This window comes from Bradyrhizobium sp. (assembly GCF_017881085.1).
Classification (GTDB): Bacteria; Pseudomonadota; Alphaproteobacteria; order Rhizobiales; family Xanthobacteraceae; genus Bradyrhizobium.
In genome coordinates, this window is the sequence record NZ_JADGRI010000001.1 from 43890 (window position 1) to 62203 (window position 18314).

Sequence of the window (18314 nt, forward strand, 5' to 3'; positions counted from 1 at the left end):
GGGGAGGGGTGTCGATGCGTTTCGTCACGAGATTTGGCGTCGCCGGCGCGCTTGCGCTGCTGGCGTGGCCCGCGGCCTCGATCGCGGCCGACATGCGCGGGGTGACGGCGACCGAAATCAAGATCGGCCAGACCATGCCTTACAGCGGCCCGGTCTCGGCGTTCGGCGCGCTCGGCAAGGGCGAAGTCGCCTATTTCAAGATGCTCAACGAGCGCGGCGGCATCAACGGGCGAAAGATCAATCTGATTTCGCTCGACGACAGCTACGCACCGCCGAAAACGGTGGAGCAGACCCGGCGGCTGGTGGAGAGCGACGAAGTCGCGCTGATCTTCTCCTCGATCGGCACCGCCCATAACACCGCGGTCGCCAAATATCTGCAGGGCAAGAACGTCCCGCAATTGTTCGTCGGTTCCGGCGCCTCGAAATTCGCCGACATCGCGCAATACCCCCAGGCCACGCTGGGCGTGCAGGGGCCGTTCCGCTACGAGGCGCGGCTCTACGCGCGCCATGCGCTCGCCAAGAATCCGGATGCCAGGTTCGCGGTGATATCGCAGAACGACGATTTCGGCCGCGATTATCTTCTGGGATTGAAGGATGTGCTCGGCGATAAATATGATTCTGTGGTCACCGCGGCAACCTACGAAGTCCAGGATCCGACCATCGACTCCCAGATCGTCAAGCTGAAGGCCTCCGGCGCCGACGTGCTCGTGATCGCGGCGACGCCGAAATTCGCCGCGCAATCGATCCGCAAGGTCTATGAGATTGGCTGGAAGCCGATGACGTTTCTGTCCAACGTCGCGGTGTGGATTTCCACTGTCATGCAGCCGGCCGGGCTTGAGGCCGGCATCGGCATTCTCTCCACCGCCTATGTCAAGGATCCAGACGATCCCGCCTGGAAGGACGATGCCGGCGTCAAGGCATGGCGGGAGTTCATGGTCAAATACGCCCCCGACGCCGACCTGCACGACACCAACTACGTCAATTCCTATAACAGCGCGATGGCGCTGGAGCACGTGCTGAGGGCCTGCGGCGACGATCTGTCGACCGAGAATATCCTGCAGCACGCCTATTCCATCCGGAATCTGGAACTGCCGATGCTGCTGCCCGGCATCAAGATCAACACCTCGCCGACCGATCACGTCCCGGTCGACCAGATGCAGTTCATGCGCTTCAACGGCAAGACCTGGGATCGTTTTGGGGAATTGCAGACGGGGAATTGACGCTTCGTCATTCGGGGGCGCCGCGAAGCGGGGAACCGCAGGGTGCAATTGCACTTCGGGGAACACCGAGATTCCTGGTTCGCATCTTCGATGCGCCCCGGAATGAAAGGTGACGGCGTTGATCGAGGTCAACTCCATTCAGGGCCGTCGCATCTAGCTTGCTTCCCAAGTGTATCTTTTCGGGAGCGAGCCGTGAATCGCAGGGCAGTTCTGATCGGCGGTGCGGCAGCGGTTGGCGTTATTGTCCCGGCCGGCATTGGCGGCGTTGCCCTGTGGGCGCGGCAGGACATCGATGCCTGGCGCGACGCTGTTGCTGCGATCCGGCGCCCGCTTGTGCCTGGCCTGTCGGGCCGCGCGGTGCTCACCGAACTTGTCCGCTGTGCCACGCTCGCGGCGAACAGCCACAATACGCAAGCCTGGCGTTTTGCCCTCGGCGAGTCCGCCATCACGCTCGTTCCTGATTTCGCCCGGCGGACGCCGGTCGTCGATCCCGACGACCACCATCTGTTTGCCAGCCTCGGCGCCGCCGTCGAGAACATCGTGCAGGCGGCGCCGATCTTCGGCCTGGCGGCGACGCCGCATTTCGATGCCGGCGGCGACGGCCGTGTCGTCATCGAGTTGCGCGCCGGCGACAGCGCGGTGTCGGAGATGGCCGCGGCGATCGTGAAACGGCAGTGCACGCGCGCGGTGTATGACGGCCGCACCGTTCCGGCTTCCGACCTCCGCACGCTCGCCGCCGCCGGCAGCAGCGAGGGGGTCGATGTCGTGTTGCTGACGGAGCGGCCGGCGATCGATGCCGTCGCGGCGCTCATTATCGACGGCAATACATCGCAACTGCGCGAGCCCGCCTTCAGGAGCGAGTTGCAGCATTGGCTGCGCTTCAGCTACGCCGCGGCGTTGTCGACGGGCGATGGGTTGTTCGCCCCAACGACCGGCAATCCGGCGTTGCCGGATCCGGTCGGCCGAATGCTGTTCGACCTTGTGGTGTCAGCGGATTCCGAGAACAGCAAATGTCTGGCCCAGATCGCAAGTTCGGCGGGCCTCGCCGTGTTCGTCTCCGGGCGCAGCGACAGGCCGCATTGGATCGCAAGCGGCCGCGCCTACCAGCGCTTCGCGCTGCAGGCGACCGCGCTCGGCATCAAGCACGCCTTTCTCAACCAGGCCGTCGAGGTACCGCAGGTGCGGCAGCGGCTGGCCGAGCACCTCGCCCTTGGCGAGCGCCGGCCCGATCTGATCGTCCGCTTCGGCTATGCCGATGCGATGCCATTCTCGTTGCGCCGGCCGGCGTCGGCCGTGCCGATGTGATGGCGCCCTGTAAACCGCCATCGGCGGGCAAACCTTAAGATTTCCTCAAGGCTGTTGGCCTTATGAATTGGGCATCTGCGTCGTCTTCTCGCGACACGCGCAAAGGACCTTGCATGGCCGCGTCCATACCCGCCCCGACGATCCCCGGCGAACACAGCGCGATACCGGCCGCGCTGCTTAATGTCTGCTTCGTGCTGGCCGTCATCAACATCTGCTATTTCCCGGCGGCGTATCTTTCGCATTCCTGGATATGGGATTCGGACGGCCGCGGGATTCCGACCGATTTCGTCAACGTCTGGGCCGCCGGACGCCTCGTGCTTGAGGGCCATCCGGCGCTGGCTTACGATTGGGATATCCAGAGGCAGGTCGAACTTGCGCTGCTGCGCCAGGAATTTCCGGGCTATTTCGCCTGGCACTACCCGCCGCCGTTTTTGTTCCTCGCCTCCCTGCTGGCGCAGTTTCCTTACTCGGTCGCCTTCATCGGCTGGGTCTCGGCGAGCTTCGTGCCATATATCTTTACGATGCGCGCGATTGTCGGGCGCAACTTCGGCTGGCTCCTGGGAATCGCCTTTCCGATGGTGTTCAACAATACGCTGGTCGGGCAGAACGGCTTTCTCACCGCTGCGCTGATTGGCGGCACGCTCTATCTGATACCGGTGCGGCCGATCCTAGCCGGCGTTTGCCTGGGGCTTCTGAGCTACAAGCCGCAATACGGCCTGTTGTTTCCGATCGTGCTGATCGCGGCCTCGCAGTGGACGGTGTTCTTCAGCGCCGCCGTCACCGCGATCGGAATCGCATTCGCATCCTGGCTCGTTTTCGGCACCGAGAGCTGGCAGGCGTTCTTCCACTGGATGCCGATGTTCTCGCAGGCCTTCCTGACCGAGGGCAAAGCCACCTGGTGGAAGCTGCAGAGTCTGTTCTCGCTGGTGCGTTATTTCGGCGGCACCGAGTCATTGGCATGGGCTTTCCAGTGGGTCCTGACCGCGTCCGTAGCGGTGGTGCTGGCGCTGATGTGGCGCAGTCGGATCAGCTATACGTTGAAGGCCGCGGCGCTGGCCTGCGGCACCCTACTGACCACGCCCTACCTCTTCATGTACGACACGATGGTGCTGGCGGTGCCGGTGGCTTTCCTGGTCCGCATGGGGCTGAAAGAGGGCTTCCGCCCCTATGAGCTGCCGGCGCTGGGTTGCGCGCTTGCGCTGTTCTTTGTGTTCACATTTTCGGGGACACCAGTCGGGCTGACCATCATCCTGATCGTGGCAACCCTCATTTTGCGTCGCGCCGGTTCCTGGTGGCGGCGCGAGCCGGCGCCGGGGATGGAAGCCGCCGGCGCGCACGCTTGAGACGCAGTCCTGAATAGCCGTTTTTGCGTCTTGTCATCAGCCCTGAATAGTTGTTCAGTTCTTCAAAGCGATTTTTCCAAAATCGCCTGAAAACACTGAACAAGCGTGCTTGCAGGCCGGGTTCATCGCCCCTGAAGCGCGTCGAGGGACGAGAAACGCGGCCATGGTCTACCGGCGCACCCATCAAGTTGTAAAACGCCTCGCGGCGCGGCGCAGCGCCATTCTGGCGGCGGCGCGGGACGCCGCCGCAGAGGGCGGCATGTCCGCGGTGCAGATTGCTCCGGTCGCGGTCCGGGCCAATGTCGCCGCCGGCACCGTCTATCGCTATTTCCCGTCCAAGGCGGACCTGATCTCCGAACTGATCGCGGAAGTCTCGCGTGACGAGCTGGCCGCGATCCGGCGCGCCGCCGATGCCGCGCCCGGACCGTCGTCGGCGCTGGCCGCCGCCGTCACTACGGTCGCGGTGCATGTGCTGTCACAGCGCAAGCTCGCCTGGGGCATTTTGGCCGAGCCGGTCGATGTCGACGTTACGGCGTCGCGGCTGGCGAGCCGCCGCGAGATCGCCGGCGAGATCGCCGCGCGCATCGACGCCGCGGTCCGCGCCGGGCATCTGCCCCTGCAGGACACGGCGCTCGCCGCGACCGCGCTGCTCGGCGCGCTGCATGAATCGCTGGTCGGACCGCTCGCTCCGGACAATCTGGACGACCAGGCAAAACTGCGCGACTCCGTGCAGACCGTCACGCTGCTGGCGCTGCGCGCCGTCGGCGTCATGGACGCCCGCGCCCGCGGCCTCGTGGTGCAGGCGGTGCTGCCAGCGAAGGCGCTGGTCGGCGCGTAAGAATAATTCAAGTCGCCGTCACGGAGACAAACGCCGTTCCATAGCGCCCTCGTGAATTGACATCTCGCGCCGATTTGGTCGGCTAGGGAACGTTACGTGTGCAATTCATCCCAGGAGAGCCTCGCATGACGACGACGTCAGGATCGGCCAAGTGGCAAGGCGGCATCAAGGACGGCAAGGGCGCCATCTCGACCAAGAGCGGCGCGCTGAAAGACTACCCTTACGGCTTCGCCAGCCGCTTCGAGGGCAAGCCCGGCTCCAACCCGGAAGAGCTGATTGGCGCTGCGCACGCTGCCTGTTTCACCATGGCGCTGTCGCTGATTCTCGGGGAAGCAAAACTCACCGCCGAGCAGATGGAGACAAAAGCCGATGTCACGCTCGAGAAGCAGGGCGACGGTTTTGCCATCACCTCCGTGCATCTGACGCTGAATGCAAAGATCCCCGGCGCCGACAAGGCGAAGTTCGAGGAACTCGCGGGAATGGCGAAGGCCGGCTGCCCGGTCTCGAAACTGCTGAACACCAAGATCACGCTGGACGCGACGCTGCTCTGAGTTCGTCATTGCGGGGCGCGCGATCGCGCGAAGCCGGAATCTCGCGCTGCGATCTCCGGATTCCGGGTTCGCCTCTTCGAGGCGCCCCGGAATGACGATGTTGATATCACATGTCCGCGTCGCTGTCGGACCCGACGGAAGCGATGCGCACCATGTTGGTGGTGCCGGGAATGCCGAGCGGTACGCCGGCGACGATGATGACGCGCTGGCCGGCGCGGGCAAAACCATCGCGGAACGCGATGCTGGCGGCGCGGCTGACCATGTCGTCCTGGTCGTGTGCGTCTTCGGCGACCACGCAGTGCACACCCCAGACCACGGACAGTTTGCGTCCCGTGGTGAGGTTCGGCGTGATCGCGACCACCGGCGGTTTCGGCCGCTCGCGAGCCACCCGCAGCGCGGTCGATCCCGAACTGGTCCAGCAGATGATTGCGGACAGGTCGAGCGTCTCGGCAATCTGGCGCGCGGCATCCGCAATGGCGTCGCCGACGGTCGGCTCGGGTTCGGCGCGCTGCGCGTTGAGCACGCCGCGATAGTTAGGGTCGCGCTCCACTTCCTCGCCGATGCGGTTCATGGTGGAGACCGCTTCGACCGGGAATTTGCCGGCCGCCGATTCCGCCGACAGCATGATGGCGTCGGCGCCTTCATAGACCGCGGTGGCGACGTCGGAGACCTCGGCGCGCGTCGGCACCGGGCTCTGGATCATCGACTCCAGCATTTGGGTTGCGACCACGACCGGCTTGCCGGCGCGCCGCGCCAGCCGCGTCATCTGCTTCTGCAGGCTCGGCACCCGCTCCAGCGGCAGTTCGACGCCGAGATCGCCGCGCGCCACCATCAGGGCGTCGGAGGCTTCGATGATTTCGGGGAGCCGGTCGATCGCCTGCGGCTTCTCGATCTTGGCCATCACCGCGGCACGGCCGCGGATCATCTTCTTGGCCTCGATGACGTCCTCGGCGCGCTGCACGAAGGACAGCGCGATCCAGTCGACACCGGTCACCAGCGCCGCCTCGAGGTCGGCGCGGTCCTTTGGCGTCATCGCCGACACCGGCAGGTCGGTGTCCGGCAGGCTGACGCCCTTGCGGTCCGACATCTTGCCGCCGATCACCACACGGGTGACGGCGCGCTCGGGCGAAGTTTCCTCGGCGATCAGCCGCACCTTGCCGTCGTCGAGCAGGAGCGCATGGCCGGGCCGCAGCGCTGCCAGAATCTCCGGATGCGGAAGCTGGACGCGGGTGTTGTCGCCGGGCGTCTTGTCGGAATCCAGCACGAAGCTCTCGCCGTTGTGGAGCTGGACCGAGCCTTCGGCGAACGAGCCCAGCCGGAGTTTGGGGCCCTGCAGGTCGACCAGAATCCCAATCGGCCGGCCATAGCTGCTCTCGACATTTCGGATGGTCTTGACCAGCTCCCGCATCTTGTCGTGCGAGGTGTGACTCATATTGATGCGGAACACGTCAGCGCCGGCCTCGAACAGGCGGCGGATCATCGCGCTGTCGGAGGAGGCGGGGCCCAGCGTCGCGAGGATCTTGATACGGCGAAGACGTCTCATGGTTTGGGTCCGGGCGCTGCGGCTGGTGGCAGACCAGACGCGCCCGGAGCCGTTCCGGCCGGCGGATTGGTGATGCCCGGGAGGTTCCCGGGGCCCCCGGGACCGACCGTTCCCGGAATGCCCGGTACCCGCTGGGCGGGCTGCGTTTCGTTGGATTCCGTCAGTTGCACCGTCCAGGCGCGCTGCTCGCCGGTATCAACCTCGAAGAAGCCGGTGCGGTCGAAACCGCGCGCCAGGCAATTCTCGGTGCCCTTGATAGTGAATTCCTTGTCGCGCGAGCACATGAAGGCCTGTCCCGACCATTCGCCGCCACGGTCGTAATCAAGCGCGTAGATATAGTAATATCGCGCCACGAGCGTGCCTTTCAGCAGGGTTTCGCAGGCCCGCGACGACACATTCCACCAGCCCTCGGTGGTCCAGCCCTCGGCGTCCTTGTAGCCGAGCGCAATCCCGACCCGGCTCGAGGTGTTGTTGCAGAGACGGAAGTCCGCCGCCGCCGGACTGTTCCACAGGCACAGCAAAATCAGCGCCAGCGCCGGGAGCAAACCGGCGGTCAAGCGTGCAGCGAATCGGTTGGGGCAGTGGAAATTCGTCGGGATCATTCAGTGAAGCTATATCAAATCATTGACGATTTCGCGTGAGCCGGCCGGGACTGTCAACGGCCAAGGCGGCATTTTCGGCCAGTGGGCTGCCGAAATCCCGCTTGATGAGGGCCAATTTGCCCTGCGATATGGCAAATTCTGTGACAACTCCTACCTAATACCCCTTAAGGCTACGCAAAACCGCGAGAGTGCAGTCATGGCGATTGACGACAAGACCAGAACGGAACTTGAAGCCGCCACCTTCCGGCGTTTGGTCGAACATCTGCGCTCCCGGACCGATGTGCAGAATATCGACCTGATGAATCTGGCGGGCTTCTGCCGCAACTGCCTGTCCAACTGGCTCAAGGAAGAGGCCGACACCAGGGGCGCCGACATGTCCAAGGACGAGAGCCGCGAGGCCGTCTACGGCATGCCCTACGAGACCTGGAAGCAGACCTATCAGGGCGCCGCCAGCCCCGAGCAACTGGCCGTGATGAAGAAGGCCCAGAGCGGGCACTGACCGCAACGAATCGCAACTTCCGCTTTCTCCTGTGGGCGCGCTGTGGATGAGCGCGATGTTGCCTTGACGGGAAGCGCGCCACTCTTGAGGGTCGCTTTGGGATGCGGTGCGTGATGAAGCGTGCGGCGCTTCCACTTTCCGCTTCAACCTCAGTTCCATTCAGGAGTACCCGATGGCCACCTCTGCCGCCGCCGTCAAGGAAGAGCCCGCGACGACATTCGCAAAAGACCAGCTCAAGGCCATCATCGAGCGCATCGAGCGGCTGGAAGAAGAAAAGAAGACGATCTCCGACGATATCCGCGACGTCTATGCCGAAGCCAAGGGCAACGGCTTCGACGTCAAGGCGCTGCGCACCATCGTCCGCCTGCGCAAGCAGGACGCCAACGAGCGCGCCGAGGAGGAAACCATCCTGGAAACCTACATGCAGGCGCTGGGGATGCTGTGAGGCACGACTGGCCGCACACACTCGTGACATCCACGCACCGATGTTCGATCGACACGCTGAGGCTCGCCCCGCGCTTCGATCGCGAGGCTTGTGGTTATGGGTGCTCGCTTTCGCGAGGACGACACCGGATTTGTAAAGGCAGTTTGCGTGTCAGGCGCGGCGCTCAGCGCAGCGATGCGGTCCGCGTCACGAAGGACTGCGTCGCGAGCTTCGCGGTGGCCGATCCCGAGAAATGGTCGGTGACCATTCCCATCTGCGGATCGTCCGAGAAGTTCATCGCGATCGCGGCCTGCGGCTTGACGAAGTAGACGCGCATCAAGGTCATGTCGGCGTCGCCGAGCACGGTGGAACTCATCGAACTGCTTGCGCTCGGCGCCAGCATCATCACCCGGATCCAGATGCTGTTGCCCGCGGCCGCGGCGAGCCGGGTTGAGGTCGCAACGACGCTGCCCTGGCCCTGCGGTCCCTTGGCGACGACGGTGTCGATTCCGATGGCGGGCGCGGCATTGCGCGAGGCTGACGGGCGGATGCTGCGCGGGATCGGCGCGCTGGCGGCGACGATGTTGGCGCGGTCGACCGGCGAGGAGGCCGCCGGCGCGTAGGCCAGTGCCTGCAGGGCGGAAACGGTCGCGGTCGGTTGCGGGTCGGCGGCGGCCAGCGCCTGGCGGGCGCTGATGGCGGCGACCTGCGCCGGGGTGGCCTGATTCGGTGTTGCCGGCGCGTCGCCCCAGAAGCCGCGGGCATTGATAATGTCGGCCGGTGTCTGTGGCTTCGCCTCGGCCTGTTGAGCCGGCGCGGCCGGCTTGGCCTTGGCGGGCTGGACGATTTGCGCGTCAGCCGAGGCCAGCTGGAACGTTGCCGCGATTTGCGGTTTTGCGCGGGGCACCGGCACGGGATCGGCGGATTTGGCGGCAGCGGCTGATGCCGGAGCAGGCTTCTCGGTCATCGCGGTGCTCGCGCCTTCGTCCTCCTCGTCGTTCGACCTGCCCTTGAACAAGGACGCGAACAGGCCCGGCTTGCTCACGGTCGCAGCATCGTCGCCGTTACCGCGCTTTTCGATGTCGGCGAGCGCAAGTTCATAGCCTTTGAGCGGCTTGCCGTCCGACGGAACATGCACGGTGCGGCCGTCGGGGAAGACGTGGGCCAACTGGTCGTGGGTCATGCGCGGCCAGTGCCGGATGCTGCCAACATCGAGATGCACGAAGGGCGATCCCGACGTGGGATAGAAGCCGACACCGCCGCGCTGCAGGCGCAGTCCCGCGAAACGGATCTGCTCGAGCGGCACGTCCGGAATGAACATGTCCATGGCGTGGCCGAGCATGTGCTGACTGAAGCGCGCCACGCCCGAGGATCGACGACGCAGCATGGCGTTGGTAGCGGGGGAGCGATAGGCGGAAATGATCTGGATCGGCTTCTTGCCGTCGACGTCGCGGTAGACTTCCCAGAGGACGTCGAACAGATGACGGTCCATCACGGTCTGGTCCTGGCTGCGCCAGTCGCGGAGAAAGTGATTGATCTGCTTCAGCGCTTCTTCGTCATAGCGCCCGTCGCGCTTGAAGGTGACGGTGAGGTCTTCGCCGGAATGGGTGTGGTGGAAGGAAAGCGTGCGGGTTTCGTTCAGCGCGGCCGCGTCATGGACCGATCCCGCTCCCATCAGGAGCAACAGGGAACTCAGGCCGAGATGATACCCGGCCTTGGGCAGCGATAGTGAATTCAAGTGGCGTGCGAGACCAGTCAGCAAGAATGAGCCCACCCAGAGGAGACCGATCGAGGAACTCTTCCACTACCCCGTGTGGCGGAAGAGGGTTAACGCAGTCTTAACGCTGGGTGGGTCACTCGAACTTTAGATCCCACCCCCCAAGTCGGCTTTAACCTAACCCGTCGAGTGTGGCGAAAAAGTGCCCTGGTTAACTTCCGGTGGAGGATGGTTAATGAAAATGGCCCCGCCTTGGTGGCGGAGCCATTGATTTTGCTCTTGAATTCAGCCCGGTCCCGCTGGAATGTGGTCAACGATCAGCGGGTGAAAAGCCGCCGTTGCTGGGGACGGCCGATGGGCGCCGGCGGGGGAGCGGGCGGCCCGCCGAACAGCCGTTCGAAGAAAGAGGGCCCGGAAGAATAGCCGGTGTTGTCGCTGGCGAAGCTGACGCCAGCCGGCAGATTGCCGGTCGGGCGCGAGTAGCTCGGCTGCGAATGCGCAACGACGTTTTCCAGGTCCTTGTTCCTGCCGGTCTTCAACAGCGCTACCATGGTGGCGTCGCGGCCGTAGACGTCTTTGCGAAACTGCAGCTTGCCGCCGTCGTCCACAAACGCTGTCTGGTAGGTGATGTTGACCGGGATCGGCGTGGGGAATTTCAGGTCGATCTCGCTGTGGCCATACATGCTGCGGATTTTTTCCGGCGTGTAATGGTCGTTCGGCATCGTGATGTTGAGCAGGACGGATGCATATTGATCAGGATTCTGAACCCGCATGCAGCCGTGGCTGAAGGCGCGCTCTTCCTTGGCGAATAAATTCTTGTCCGGGGTGTCGTGCTGATACACCAGGAACTTGTTCGGGAAGTTGAAGCGGATGCGGCCGAGCGCATTGGCCTCGCCCGGCGGCTGCGAGATGTGGATGGAGCCGTCACGGGCGCGATCAAGCTTCAGCCCCATGCGTTCCAGCACGGTCGGATCCTGCTGCAGCGCCGGCAGATACTCGTTGTAGATGATCGACGGCGGCACGTTCCAGGTCGGGTTGACCGTGATGAACTTCATCGTCTCGGTCAAAAGCGGCGTCGCATGAACCCCCGGCTTGCCGGTGACCACCTTGGTTGTCCAGACCTGTGCGCCGTTCTGCATCACCTTGAGCGTATAGTCCGGGACGTTGAGAATGACATAGGCGTCGCCGATCGACGCCGCGCCCAGGTCGCGCGGCAGCCAGCGCCAGCGCTCCATGTTGACGATCACGGTGTCGATCTGCTTGTCGCGCTTCGGGCTGTTGATGGCCTTGACGGTCCGCTCGTCCAGCACGCCGGTGGCCTTAAGTTCGGCGCCTTCCTGGAACTTGCGCACGGCGCCGGCGACCTTTTCGTCGTAATGGGCGTCGTCGGCGTTTTCGGCAATGCCGAGCTTGGCGCGCAGTTGAGGCACGCGGGGATCTTCCACAGTGACCGCGGGCTGTTGCTTGCCGCGCGCCGGCGTGAATTTGAGCGTCGGTCCGTCGGGGATCTCGATCGCCGGTCCATCGCCCTGGCCGCGCAGTTCGGCAAGCTTTGCCTTCAATGCGCGATAGAGCTTTTGCGGCGGGTTATAGCTGTCCAGCGCCGCCGAGGCGTCCTTGGCGGTGGTCACGTTGGCCAGCACCTCACTCGGATCAACCGGGTGTTCCGGATACTGGATATCTCCCGAGACCTGGGAATAATGCATCCGGCCGCTCTGCGCCTGGCGCGCATAGTCCATCATGCTGGCGGTCAGTTTCAGATCGGCTTCCGCAAGCGCATCGGGGTTGGAGGCGGCGGCGAAATCCGGCACCGGATAATCAGCGGAATTGAGGCCATCGGAAGCGGCATCCTTCAGCCGCGCAACGACGCCCTTGCCGGTCGGGGTCAGCGCGCCGCCTTGCGTCCACAGCGGGGCGAAGTCACGCGCGGTATAGAACTTCTCGATCGCGGTCCGCTCGGCCTTGCGGTCGAAATAGCGCGCCGATTTAGAGCCCAGCAAATCCCTGAGCCTGTCGGCCACCGGCTGATCAGCGGCCGGAATGTTGCTCGCGGCCTTGACCGGCTCGGCGGCCGGGGTGGCGGCGGCCGGAGCCGGCGCAGGGGTCGCGGTTGCCGCGTCCTTCTTGGGCGTGTCGGCGCTGTTGATGTCGGTGGCTGGAGCCGCGACGACGTTGGAAGGCTTTGCTTCGGGCGCCTTTTCGGCTGCCTTCGGTCCATCTGTCCTTGCTGCTTCGGACGCTGGCGCTGCGCTGTCCAGCTTGAAATCGCTGACGGTCGGGGGCGGAACGTTGGCGGGTTCCGGGCGCGGGATCGCCGCATCGATCGCAAGTTCGGCGGCGCCGTTGCGTGCCGGATCGGCCTGGGCCCAAGCCGAGGTCGCGGACACCGTGAGGAAGGTGGCGGCGACGGCCATCAGCACACGGTCAAATCCGGCACGGTTATTCAAACGGTCTCGCATCGTCACACCCCTTGGGCGAAACTGTCCCGCCATGGAACAGCTCTTGGCTTCGTCCGTACAGCTTGGCTAAAGCGCCGGCCCCGTCGTCTCGAAACACCATTCAGTTAACGTCTGCAGTCGACGTTTGGTTCTTCTGAAAGCGCTCCAAATCTCTCTTGTCACGCCTGCACGCAACGATTCCGACGCAGACGATACACGCGCCTCTGGCGTGCAGCCAGCGCCACGCGGGGCAGCTCACGACAAACTGACTTCAAAGCACCCGCTTTGCAACGGATTGCGCGCTTTTGCCACGCGCTTTTGCTTTTGTCTGTCACCGCAGCGCAACGGTTCATGGGTTCTGGCAAAGGCTACCGAACGGCTATTTATGCATTCCATCTCCGACACCGTAGCGCCACAATCCTCTCCAGTGGCTAGCGCGCGTTCTCCGCGTCGCCGGCCGTTGAATTGTCGTCGGCAGCCTCATCGAGCTTGCGGTAAAGCGTCGACCGGCCGATTTTCAATCGGCGCGCGACCTCGGACATCTGGCCGCGATAGTGCGAGATCGCGAAGCGGATGATCTCGCCCTCCAGCTCTTCGAGCGGGCGCATCTCGCCGGCATGGGTCAGCATCGCCAGGGTCCCCGTCGACGGTAGGGGCGCAATAGGTATTTCGTTACCGGAGACCATGGCCGGCACGGTCGAATGAAACGCCGCAGGCGCGACGACCAGCGGTTCGGCGTGCGCTTCCGGCATCGCTTGCGACTGGGCGGCGGCTTGCGGAAAATCCGACAGCCCAAGCTGGTCGCTCTCGCTCATGACCACGGCGCGATAGACCGTGTTTTCGAGCTGCCGGATGTTGCCGGGCCACTCCAATTGCGACAGGTGCGCCATCGCCTCGCCGCTGATGCCGGCGATGTGGCGGCCTTCCTCGGCGCAGAACCGAGCCAGAAAATGCCGCAGGAGATGGGGGATGTCTTCCCGGCGCAGCCGCAGGGGCGGGATCGTCAGCGGCAGCACGTGCAGGCGATAGAACAGGTCTTCGCGAAACTTTCCGTTCTTGACGTGGTCGAGCAGTTTGCGGTTGGTCGCGGAGATGATGCGGACGTCGACCTTCACCGGCTTGCGCCCGCCGACTGCCTCGACCGAGCCTTCCTGTAGCGCGCGCAGCAATTTCACTTGCGCCGCAAGCGGCAATTCGCCGACCTCGTCGAGGAACAGCGTGCCGCCGGAGGCTTCGACGAACTTTCCCAGGTGGCGCTCGGTGGCGCCGGTGAAAGCGCCCTTCTCGTGGCCGAACAGGATCGACTCCACGAGATTGTCGGGGATCGCGCCGCAATTGACCGCGACGAACGGTTTGGCCTTTCGCTCGCCGCTGCCATGGATGGCGCGCGCGAACAGTTCCTTGCCGACCCCGGATTCGCCCTCGATCAGCACGGGAATGGTGGAGGCGGCCGCCTTGTGAGCGGTGCGCAACACGCCCGCCATGGTCTCGCTGCGAGTGACGATGTCGGTGAAGGTCAAGCGGCCCTCGCGGCTGTGACGGATGCGCTGCAGCTCGCCCTTCAGCGCGCTGGCGTTGAGCGCGTTGCGCAAGCTGACCTGCAGCCGCTCGATGCCGACAGGCTTGACGACGAAATCCTGGGCGCCGGCACGCATCGCCGACACCACATTGTCGATGCCGCCATGGGCGGTCTGCACGATCACGGGAATGTTGAGGCCGGCCTCGCGTATTTTCGCCAGTACGCCCATGCCGTCGAGGCCGGGCATCACCAGATCCAGCACCATGGCGTCGACGACCGGCGCGTCCGGGGCGGTCAGCGTGGCGATCGCGGCGTCGCCGGAATCGACGACAATGGCGTCATAGCCGCATTTCTGCACCATGTTTTCGACCAGACGACGTGCGACGGCGTCGTCGTCGACAATCAAAATGCTGGCAGCCATGGCTTTCCCCGCGCGCTACAACTATCTGTCTCGAATCGGGGCAATCTCGCCGATGCCGATTAACGCACTCTTAAACGTTGCCGTCCCGCCCTTATTTCGCTCACGCAGCCTTAATGACTGAACACAGGTTTCGAACAAGATGACCTCGCGCTCCACATCCGCCCTCCGCAAGCCGGCCGCTCAACGCAAGGCGGCGCCCAAGAAATCCGCGGCGAAACCCGCGGCCAAAACCAAGAACGGCTACAAGCCCGCCAAGCTGCCGGAATGGAACCTGGCCGATCTTTATTCCGGTATCGACGCGCCGGAAGTCACGCGCGACCTCGAGAAGATGGATGCCGATTGCGTCGCGTTTGAGACCGACTACAAGGGCAAACTCGCCGAAAAGACGGCGGAGCAGGGCGGCGGCGCCTGGCTCGCCGAAGCGGTGCGGCGGTACGAAGCGATCGACGATCTCGCCGGCCGTCTCGGCTCCTATGCCGGGCTGGTTCACGCCGGCGACAGCGTCGATCCCGCGATCTCCAAATTCTATGGCGACGTCTCCGAGCGGCTGACCAACGCGTCGGTGCACCTGTTGTTCTTCGGGCTCGAGCTCAACCGGATCGACGATGCCGTGATCGAAGGCGCGATGCAGACCGCCGCGCTGGCTCATTATCGCCCGTGGATCGAGGATCTCCGCAAGGAAAAGCCGTATCAGCTCGAAGATCGCGTCGAGCAGCTGTTTCATGAGAAATCCCAGAGTGGCTATGCCGCCTGGAACCGGCTGTTCGACCAGACGATCTCGGCCCTGCGCTTCAAGGTCGGAGCCAAGGAGCTGGCAATCGAGCCGACGCTGAATTTCTTGCAGGACCGTGACGGCGCAAAGCGAAAGGCAGCCGGGCAGGCGCTGGCCAAGACCTTCAAGGCCAACGAGCGGACCTTTGCGCTCATCACCAATACGCTCGCCAAGGACAAGGAGATTTCCGACCGCTGGCGCGGCTTCCAGGATGTCGCGGATTCGCGCCATCTCAACAACCGCGTCGAGCGCGAGGTCGTCGATGCGCTGGTGAGTTCGGTCCGCGCGGCCTATCCGCGGCTGTCGCATCGCTATTATCAGCTCAAGGCCGGCTGGTTCAAAAAGAAGAAGCTCGCGCATTGGGACCGCAATGCGCCGCTGCCGTTCGCCGCCACCGGCAGCATCGCCTGGCCCGAGGCGAAGAACATGGTGCTGACGGCCTATCGCGGGTTCTCGCCGGAGATGGCCAGCATCGCCGAGCGTTTCTTCAATGATCGCTGGATCGATGCGCCGGTGCGTCCCGGCAAGGCGCCGGGGGCGTTCTCGCATCCGACCACGCCGTCGGCCCACCCCTATGTGCTGATGAACTATCAGGGCAAGCCGCGCGACGTGATGACGCTCGCCCATGAACTCGGCCACGGCGTGCATCAGGTGCTGGCGGCCAAGAACGGCGCGCTGATGGCGCCGACGCCGCTGACGCTTGCCGAGACCGCCAGCGTGTTCGGCGAGATGCTGACCTTCAAGCGGCTGTTGGCGCAGACCAAAAGCACCAAACAGCGCCAGGCGCTGCTCGCCGGCAAGGTCGAGGACATGATCAACACCGTGGTGCGGCAGATCGCGTTCTATACGTTCGAGCGCAAGGTGCACACCGAGCGCAAGAACGGCGAACTGACCGCCGAACGGCTCGGCGAAATCTGGCTCAGCGTGCAGGGCGAGAGCCTCGGTCCGGCGATCGACATCCGTCCGGGTTACGAGAATTTCTGGATGTACATCCCGCACTTCATCCATTCGCCGTTCTACGTCTACGCCTATGCGTTCGGCGATTGCCTGGTGAACTCGCTCTATGCGGTCTACGAAAATGCCGCCGAGGGGTTTGCCGAGCGCTATCTGGCGATGCTGGCGGCCGGCGGCACCAAGCATTATTCCGAACTGCTCAGGCCGTTCGGGCTCGACGCCAAGGATCCCACTTTCTGGGACCGCGGGCTGTCTGTCATCGCGGGCATGATCGACGAGCTGGAGGGGATGGGCTGACGACGGCGGTTGAGCGATAGCGGTGCTCCTTGTACATTCAGCCGCTTGGAGCGTGAATGATGAACGACGCCCGCAGCGAATCCGAGATGGAAAGTGCCGCCCTGCAAGTTTGCGGGATAGCCGACGATATCTAGCCGGGGACGATATATGGCCTCAGTTCTGGTGCCTATCCGGGTCTCGGATCTCCCAATATCGCAATAGAATCCGGCCCACCCGCTGGATCCGGGACAACTGGCCGGCCGAGGTCCGCTAGTCACTCGCAAACGCAGTTGGTGCACAAAAGACCCAGTGCCGTTGCTCTCCCGGTTGGATTGCGGTAATTCCACGGCGAGAGACAAACAATCACCGGGGACACCGATGGCAGAGCATAACGAAGTGGCCTACACGACCGCTGACGGCAACGATTATCCGGCGCATGAGCAGACCTATGAAGGTTTCATCATGCTGGTGAAGTACGGAACCGCCGCCGTCATTTTCATCGTCGCCATGATGGCGATCTTCCTGACCTGATCGTTGCGGCGTTCGCGCCACCTCCCGGCGGCGCGAAGAAACTGGTCCGGTCGCAAAACCGGTATCTATCTCTGCGAAATAAGCGCTAGTTTGCTCGCGCGCGCTGCGCGCCGCCGGAGGCCTTATGAAGATTGCCGTCGCCAAGGAAATCGATCCCTCCGAGCCGCGGGTCGCCGCATCGCCCGACACCATTAAGAAGTTCAAGGCGCTGGGGGTCGATGTCGCCGTCGAGCCGGGCGCCGGTATCAAGTCGGGCCTGCCGGATTCGGAATTCACCGCGGCCGGCGCCACCGTCAGCGCCGATGCGGTCAAGGACGCCGACATCGTCATCAAGGTGAAGCGGCCCGAGGCGTCCGAGCTTGGAAAATACAAGCGCGGCGCGCTGGTCATCGCCATCATGGATCCCTATGGCAACGACGCCGCGCTGAAGGCGATGGCGGATGCCGGCATCTCGGCGTTCGCGATGGAGCTGATGCCGCGCATCACCCGCGCGCAGGTGATGGACGTGTTGTCGAGCCAGGCCAATCTTGCCGGCTACCGCGCGGTGATCGAGGCGGCGGAAGCCTTCGGCCGCGCCTTTCCGATGATGATGACCGCGGCCGGCACCATTCCGGCGGCGAAAGTGTTCGTGATGGGCGTCGGTGTCGCCGGCCTGCAGGCGATCGCGACTGCGCGGCGGCTCGGCGCCGTCGTCACCGCGACCGACGTGCGGCCTGCGACCAAGGAGCAGGTCGAGAGCCTCGGCGCCAAATTCCTCGCGGTCGAGGACGAGGAATTCAAGAACGCCCAGACCGCCGGCGGCTACGCCAAGGAAATGTCGAAGGAGTATCAGGCCAAGCAGGCCGCGCTCACCGCCGATCATGTCAAGAAGCAGGATATCGTGATCACGACGGCGTTGATCCCCGGCCGGCCGGCGCCCAAGCTCGTCAGCGCCGAGATGGTCAAATCGATGAAGCCCGGATCGGTGCTGGTGGACCTCGCCGTCGAGCGCGGCGGCAACGTCGAAGGCGCAAAGCCGGGCGAAGTCGTCGATCTCGATGGCATCAAGATCGTCGGCTACACCAATGTCGCCGGCCGCGTCGCAGCCTCGGCCTCGGGGCTGTACGCGCGCAACCTGTTTTCGTTCATCGAAACCCTGATCGACAAGCCGAACAAGGCGCTCGCGGTGAACTGGGATGACGAGCTGGTCAAGGCCACCGCGCTGACCAAGGACGGCGCCGTCATTCATCCGAACTTCCAGCCGAAGACCTAAGGAGAGCCGCCATGGAACATATCGCGCAGGCCGTCGATCCCTTCGTGTTCCGGCTGTCGATTTTCGTGCTCGCCGTGTTCGTCGGCTATTTCGTGGTGTGGTCGGTGAC

At 64.1% G+C, this 18314-nt stretch carries 15 protein-coding genes and 1 pseudogene; 11 read left to right on the forward strand and 5 right to left on the reverse strand.

Translation table 11 applies throughout. The features are described from left to right. Positions 1-14: 14 nt before the first annotated feature. The 5 genes from QZ213_RS00235 (at position 15) to QZ213_RS00255 (ending at position 5257) form a co-directional block, all read left to right on the forward strand. The gene (locus QZ213_RS00235) at positions 15-1220 is read left to right on the forward strand and encodes an ABC transporter substrate-binding protein (protein ID WP_291684023.1); all 1206 of its coding nucleotides are present in this window, start codon (positions 15-17) and stop codon (positions 1218-1220) included. Positions 1221-1412: 192 nt separating this feature from the next. After that, positions 1413-2525, forward strand: coding sequence for a Tat pathway signal protein (locus QZ213_RS00240; RefSeq protein ID WP_291684024.1), 1113 nt, complete (start codon positions 1413-1415; stop codon positions 2523-2525). 113 nt (positions 2526-2638) lie between these two features. Then, positions 2639-3868 carry a glycosyltransferase family 87 protein gene (locus QZ213_RS00245; RefSeq protein WP_291684025.1) on the forward strand — a complete coding sequence of 410 codons (1230 nt, stop codon included), beginning with the start codon at positions 2639-2641 and terminating at the stop codon, positions 3866-3868. A gap of 163 nt (positions 3869-4031) precedes the next feature. Further along, on the forward strand, positions 4032-4706 hold the full coding sequence (locus QZ213_RS00250; protein WP_291684026.1) for a TetR/AcrR family transcriptional regulator: 675 nt from the start codon (positions 4032-4034) through the stop codon (positions 4704-4706). 125 nt (positions 4707-4831) lie between these two features. Beyond that, on the forward strand, positions 4832-5257 hold the full coding sequence (locus QZ213_RS00255; RefSeq protein WP_291684027.1) for an OsmC family protein: 426 nt from the start codon (positions 4832-4834) through the stop codon (positions 5255-5257). 106 nt (positions 5258-5363) lie between these two features. On the opposite strand, the gene pyk is transcribed toward QZ213_RS00255, so the two are convergent. Continuing rightward, positions 5364-6800, reverse strand: a complete 1437-nt coding sequence (pyk, locus tag QZ213_RS00260) for a pyruvate kinase (protein WP_291684028.1) — start codon at positions 6798-6800, stop codon at positions 5364-5366. Then, positions 6797-7402, reverse strand: a complete 606-nt coding sequence (locus QZ213_RS00265; protein WP_291684029.1) for a DUF1036 domain-containing protein — start codon at positions 7400-7402, stop codon at positions 6797-6799. Before QZ213_RS00265 ends, pyk begins: the two co-directional genes overlap by 4 nt. A 196-nt stretch (positions 7403-7598) precedes the next feature. Here QZ213_RS00265 and QZ213_RS00270 point away from each other — a divergent pair, with 196 nt between their 5' ends. Together QZ213_RS00270 and QZ213_RS00275 are read left to right on the forward strand one after the other, a co-directional pair. Then, positions 7599-7901 (forward strand): DUF1244 domain-containing protein, encoded by a 303-nt coding sequence (locus tag QZ213_RS00270; RefSeq protein ID WP_291684030.1) that lies wholly within the window; start codon positions 7599-7601, stop codon positions 7899-7901. Between the two features lie 172 nt (positions 7902-8073). Next, on the forward strand, positions 8074-8346 hold the full coding sequence (locus tag QZ213_RS00275) for a DUF2312 domain-containing protein (protein WP_291684031.1): 273 nt from the start codon (positions 8074-8076) through the stop codon (positions 8344-8346). Between the two features lie 163 nt (positions 8347-8509). On the opposite strand, the gene QZ213_RS00280 is transcribed toward QZ213_RS00275, so the two are convergent. The 3 genes from QZ213_RS00280 to QZ213_RS00290 all read right to left on the reverse strand — a co-directional run bounded on the left by QZ213_RS00280 (position 8510) and on the right by QZ213_RS00290 (position 14420). Continuing rightward, positions 8510-10099, reverse strand: a complete 1590-nt coding sequence (locus QZ213_RS00280) for a DUF882 domain-containing protein (RefSeq protein WP_291684032.1) — start codon at positions 10097-10099, stop codon at positions 8510-8512. Positions 10100-10359: 260 nt separating this feature from the next. Continuing rightward, positions 10360-12501 carry a L,D-transpeptidase family protein gene (locus QZ213_RS00285; protein WP_291684033.1) on the reverse strand — a complete coding sequence of 714 codons (2142 nt, stop codon included), beginning with the start codon at positions 12499-12501 and terminating at the stop codon, positions 10360-10362. A 410-nt stretch (positions 12502-12911) separates the two neighbouring features. Then, positions 12912-14420 carry a sigma-54 dependent transcriptional regulator gene (locus QZ213_RS00290; RefSeq protein WP_291684034.1) on the reverse strand — a complete coding sequence of 503 codons (1509 nt, stop codon included), beginning with the start codon at positions 14418-14420 and terminating at the stop codon, positions 12912-12914. Between the two features lie 139 nt (positions 14421-14559). Here QZ213_RS00290 and QZ213_RS00295 point away from each other — a divergent pair, with 139 nt between their 5' ends. From QZ213_RS00295 to QZ213_RS00310, 4 genes and pseudogenes are all read left to right on the forward strand, one after another. Further along, the gene (locus tag QZ213_RS00295; protein WP_291684035.1) at positions 14560-16443 is read left to right on the forward strand and encodes a M3 family oligoendopeptidase; all 1884 of its coding nucleotides are present in this window, start codon (positions 14560-14562) and stop codon (positions 16441-16443) included. 357 nt (positions 16444-16800) lie between these two features. Beyond that, complete coding sequence (locus QZ213_RS00300; RefSeq protein ID WP_291684036.1) at positions 16801-16953, forward strand: aa3-type cytochrome c oxidase subunit IV; 153 nt, start codon at positions 16801-16803, stop codon at positions 16951-16953. A 124-nt stretch (positions 16954-17077) separates the two neighbouring features. Beyond that, positions 17078-18205: a Re/Si-specific NAD(P)(+) transhydrogenase subunit alpha gene (locus QZ213_RS00305; protein WP_291684037.1), complete on the forward strand. Its 1128-nt coding sequence runs from the start codon at positions 17078-17080 to the stop codon at positions 18203-18205. Between the two features lie 11 nt (positions 18206-18216). Then, positions 18217-18314, forward strand: a pseudogene (locus tag QZ213_RS00310) (NAD(P) transhydrogenase subunit alpha); the annotation flags it as partial.

What these genes read in the sequence shown, in the direction of transcription:
- QZ213_RS00250 (WP_291684026.1), top strand. Translation starts at nt 4,032, where the DNA reads ATGGTCTACCGGCGCACCCATCAAGTTGTAAAACGCCTCGCGGCGCGG.
- QZ213_RS00255 (WP_291684027.1), top strand. Translation starts at nt 4,832, where the DNA reads ATGACGACGACGTCAGGATCGGCCAAGTGGCAAGGCGGCATCAAGGAC.
- QZ213_RS00265 (WP_291684029.1), bottom strand. Translation starts at nt 7,402, where the DNA reads ATGATCCCGACGAATTTCCACTGCCCCAACCGATTCGCTGCACGCTTG.
- QZ213_RS00295 (WP_291684035.1), top strand. Translation starts at nt 14,560, where the DNA reads ATGACCTCGCGCTCCACATCCGCCCTCCGCAAGCCGGCCGCTCAACGC.
- QZ213_RS00270 (WP_291684030.1), top strand. Translation starts at nt 7,599, where the DNA reads ATGGCGATTGACGACAAGACCAGAACGGAACTTGAAGCCGCCACCTTC.
- QZ213_RS00300 (WP_291684036.1), top strand. Translation starts at nt 16,801, where the DNA reads ATGGCAGAGCATAACGAAGTGGCCTACACGACCGCTGACGGCAACGAT.
- QZ213_RS00245 (WP_291684025.1), top strand. Translation starts at nt 2,639, where the DNA reads ATGGCCGCGTCCATACCCGCCCCGACGATCCCCGGCGAACACAGCGCG.
- QZ213_RS00305 (WP_291684037.1), top strand. Translation starts at nt 17,078, where the DNA reads ATGAAGATTGCCGTCGCCAAGGAAATCGATCCCTCCGAGCCGCGGGTC.
- QZ213_RS00235 (WP_291684023.1), top strand. Translation starts at nt 15, where the DNA reads ATGCGTTTCGTCACGAGATTTGGCGTCGCCGGCGCGCTTGCGCTGCTG.
- pyk (WP_291684028.1), bottom strand. Translation starts at nt 6,800, where the DNA reads ATGAGACGTCTTCGCCGTATCAAGATCCTCGCGACGCTGGGCCCCGCC.
- QZ213_RS00285 (WP_291684033.1), bottom strand. Translation starts at nt 12,501, where the DNA reads ATGCGAGACCGTTTGAATAACCGTGCCGGATTTGACCGTGTGCTGATG.
- QZ213_RS00275 (WP_291684031.1), top strand. Translation starts at nt 8,074, where the DNA reads ATGGCCACCTCTGCCGCCGCCGTCAAGGAAGAGCCCGCGACGACATTC.
- QZ213_RS00290 (WP_291684034.1), bottom strand. Translation starts at nt 14,420, where the DNA reads ATGGCTGCCAGCATTTTGATTGTCGACGACGACGCCGTCGCACGTCGT.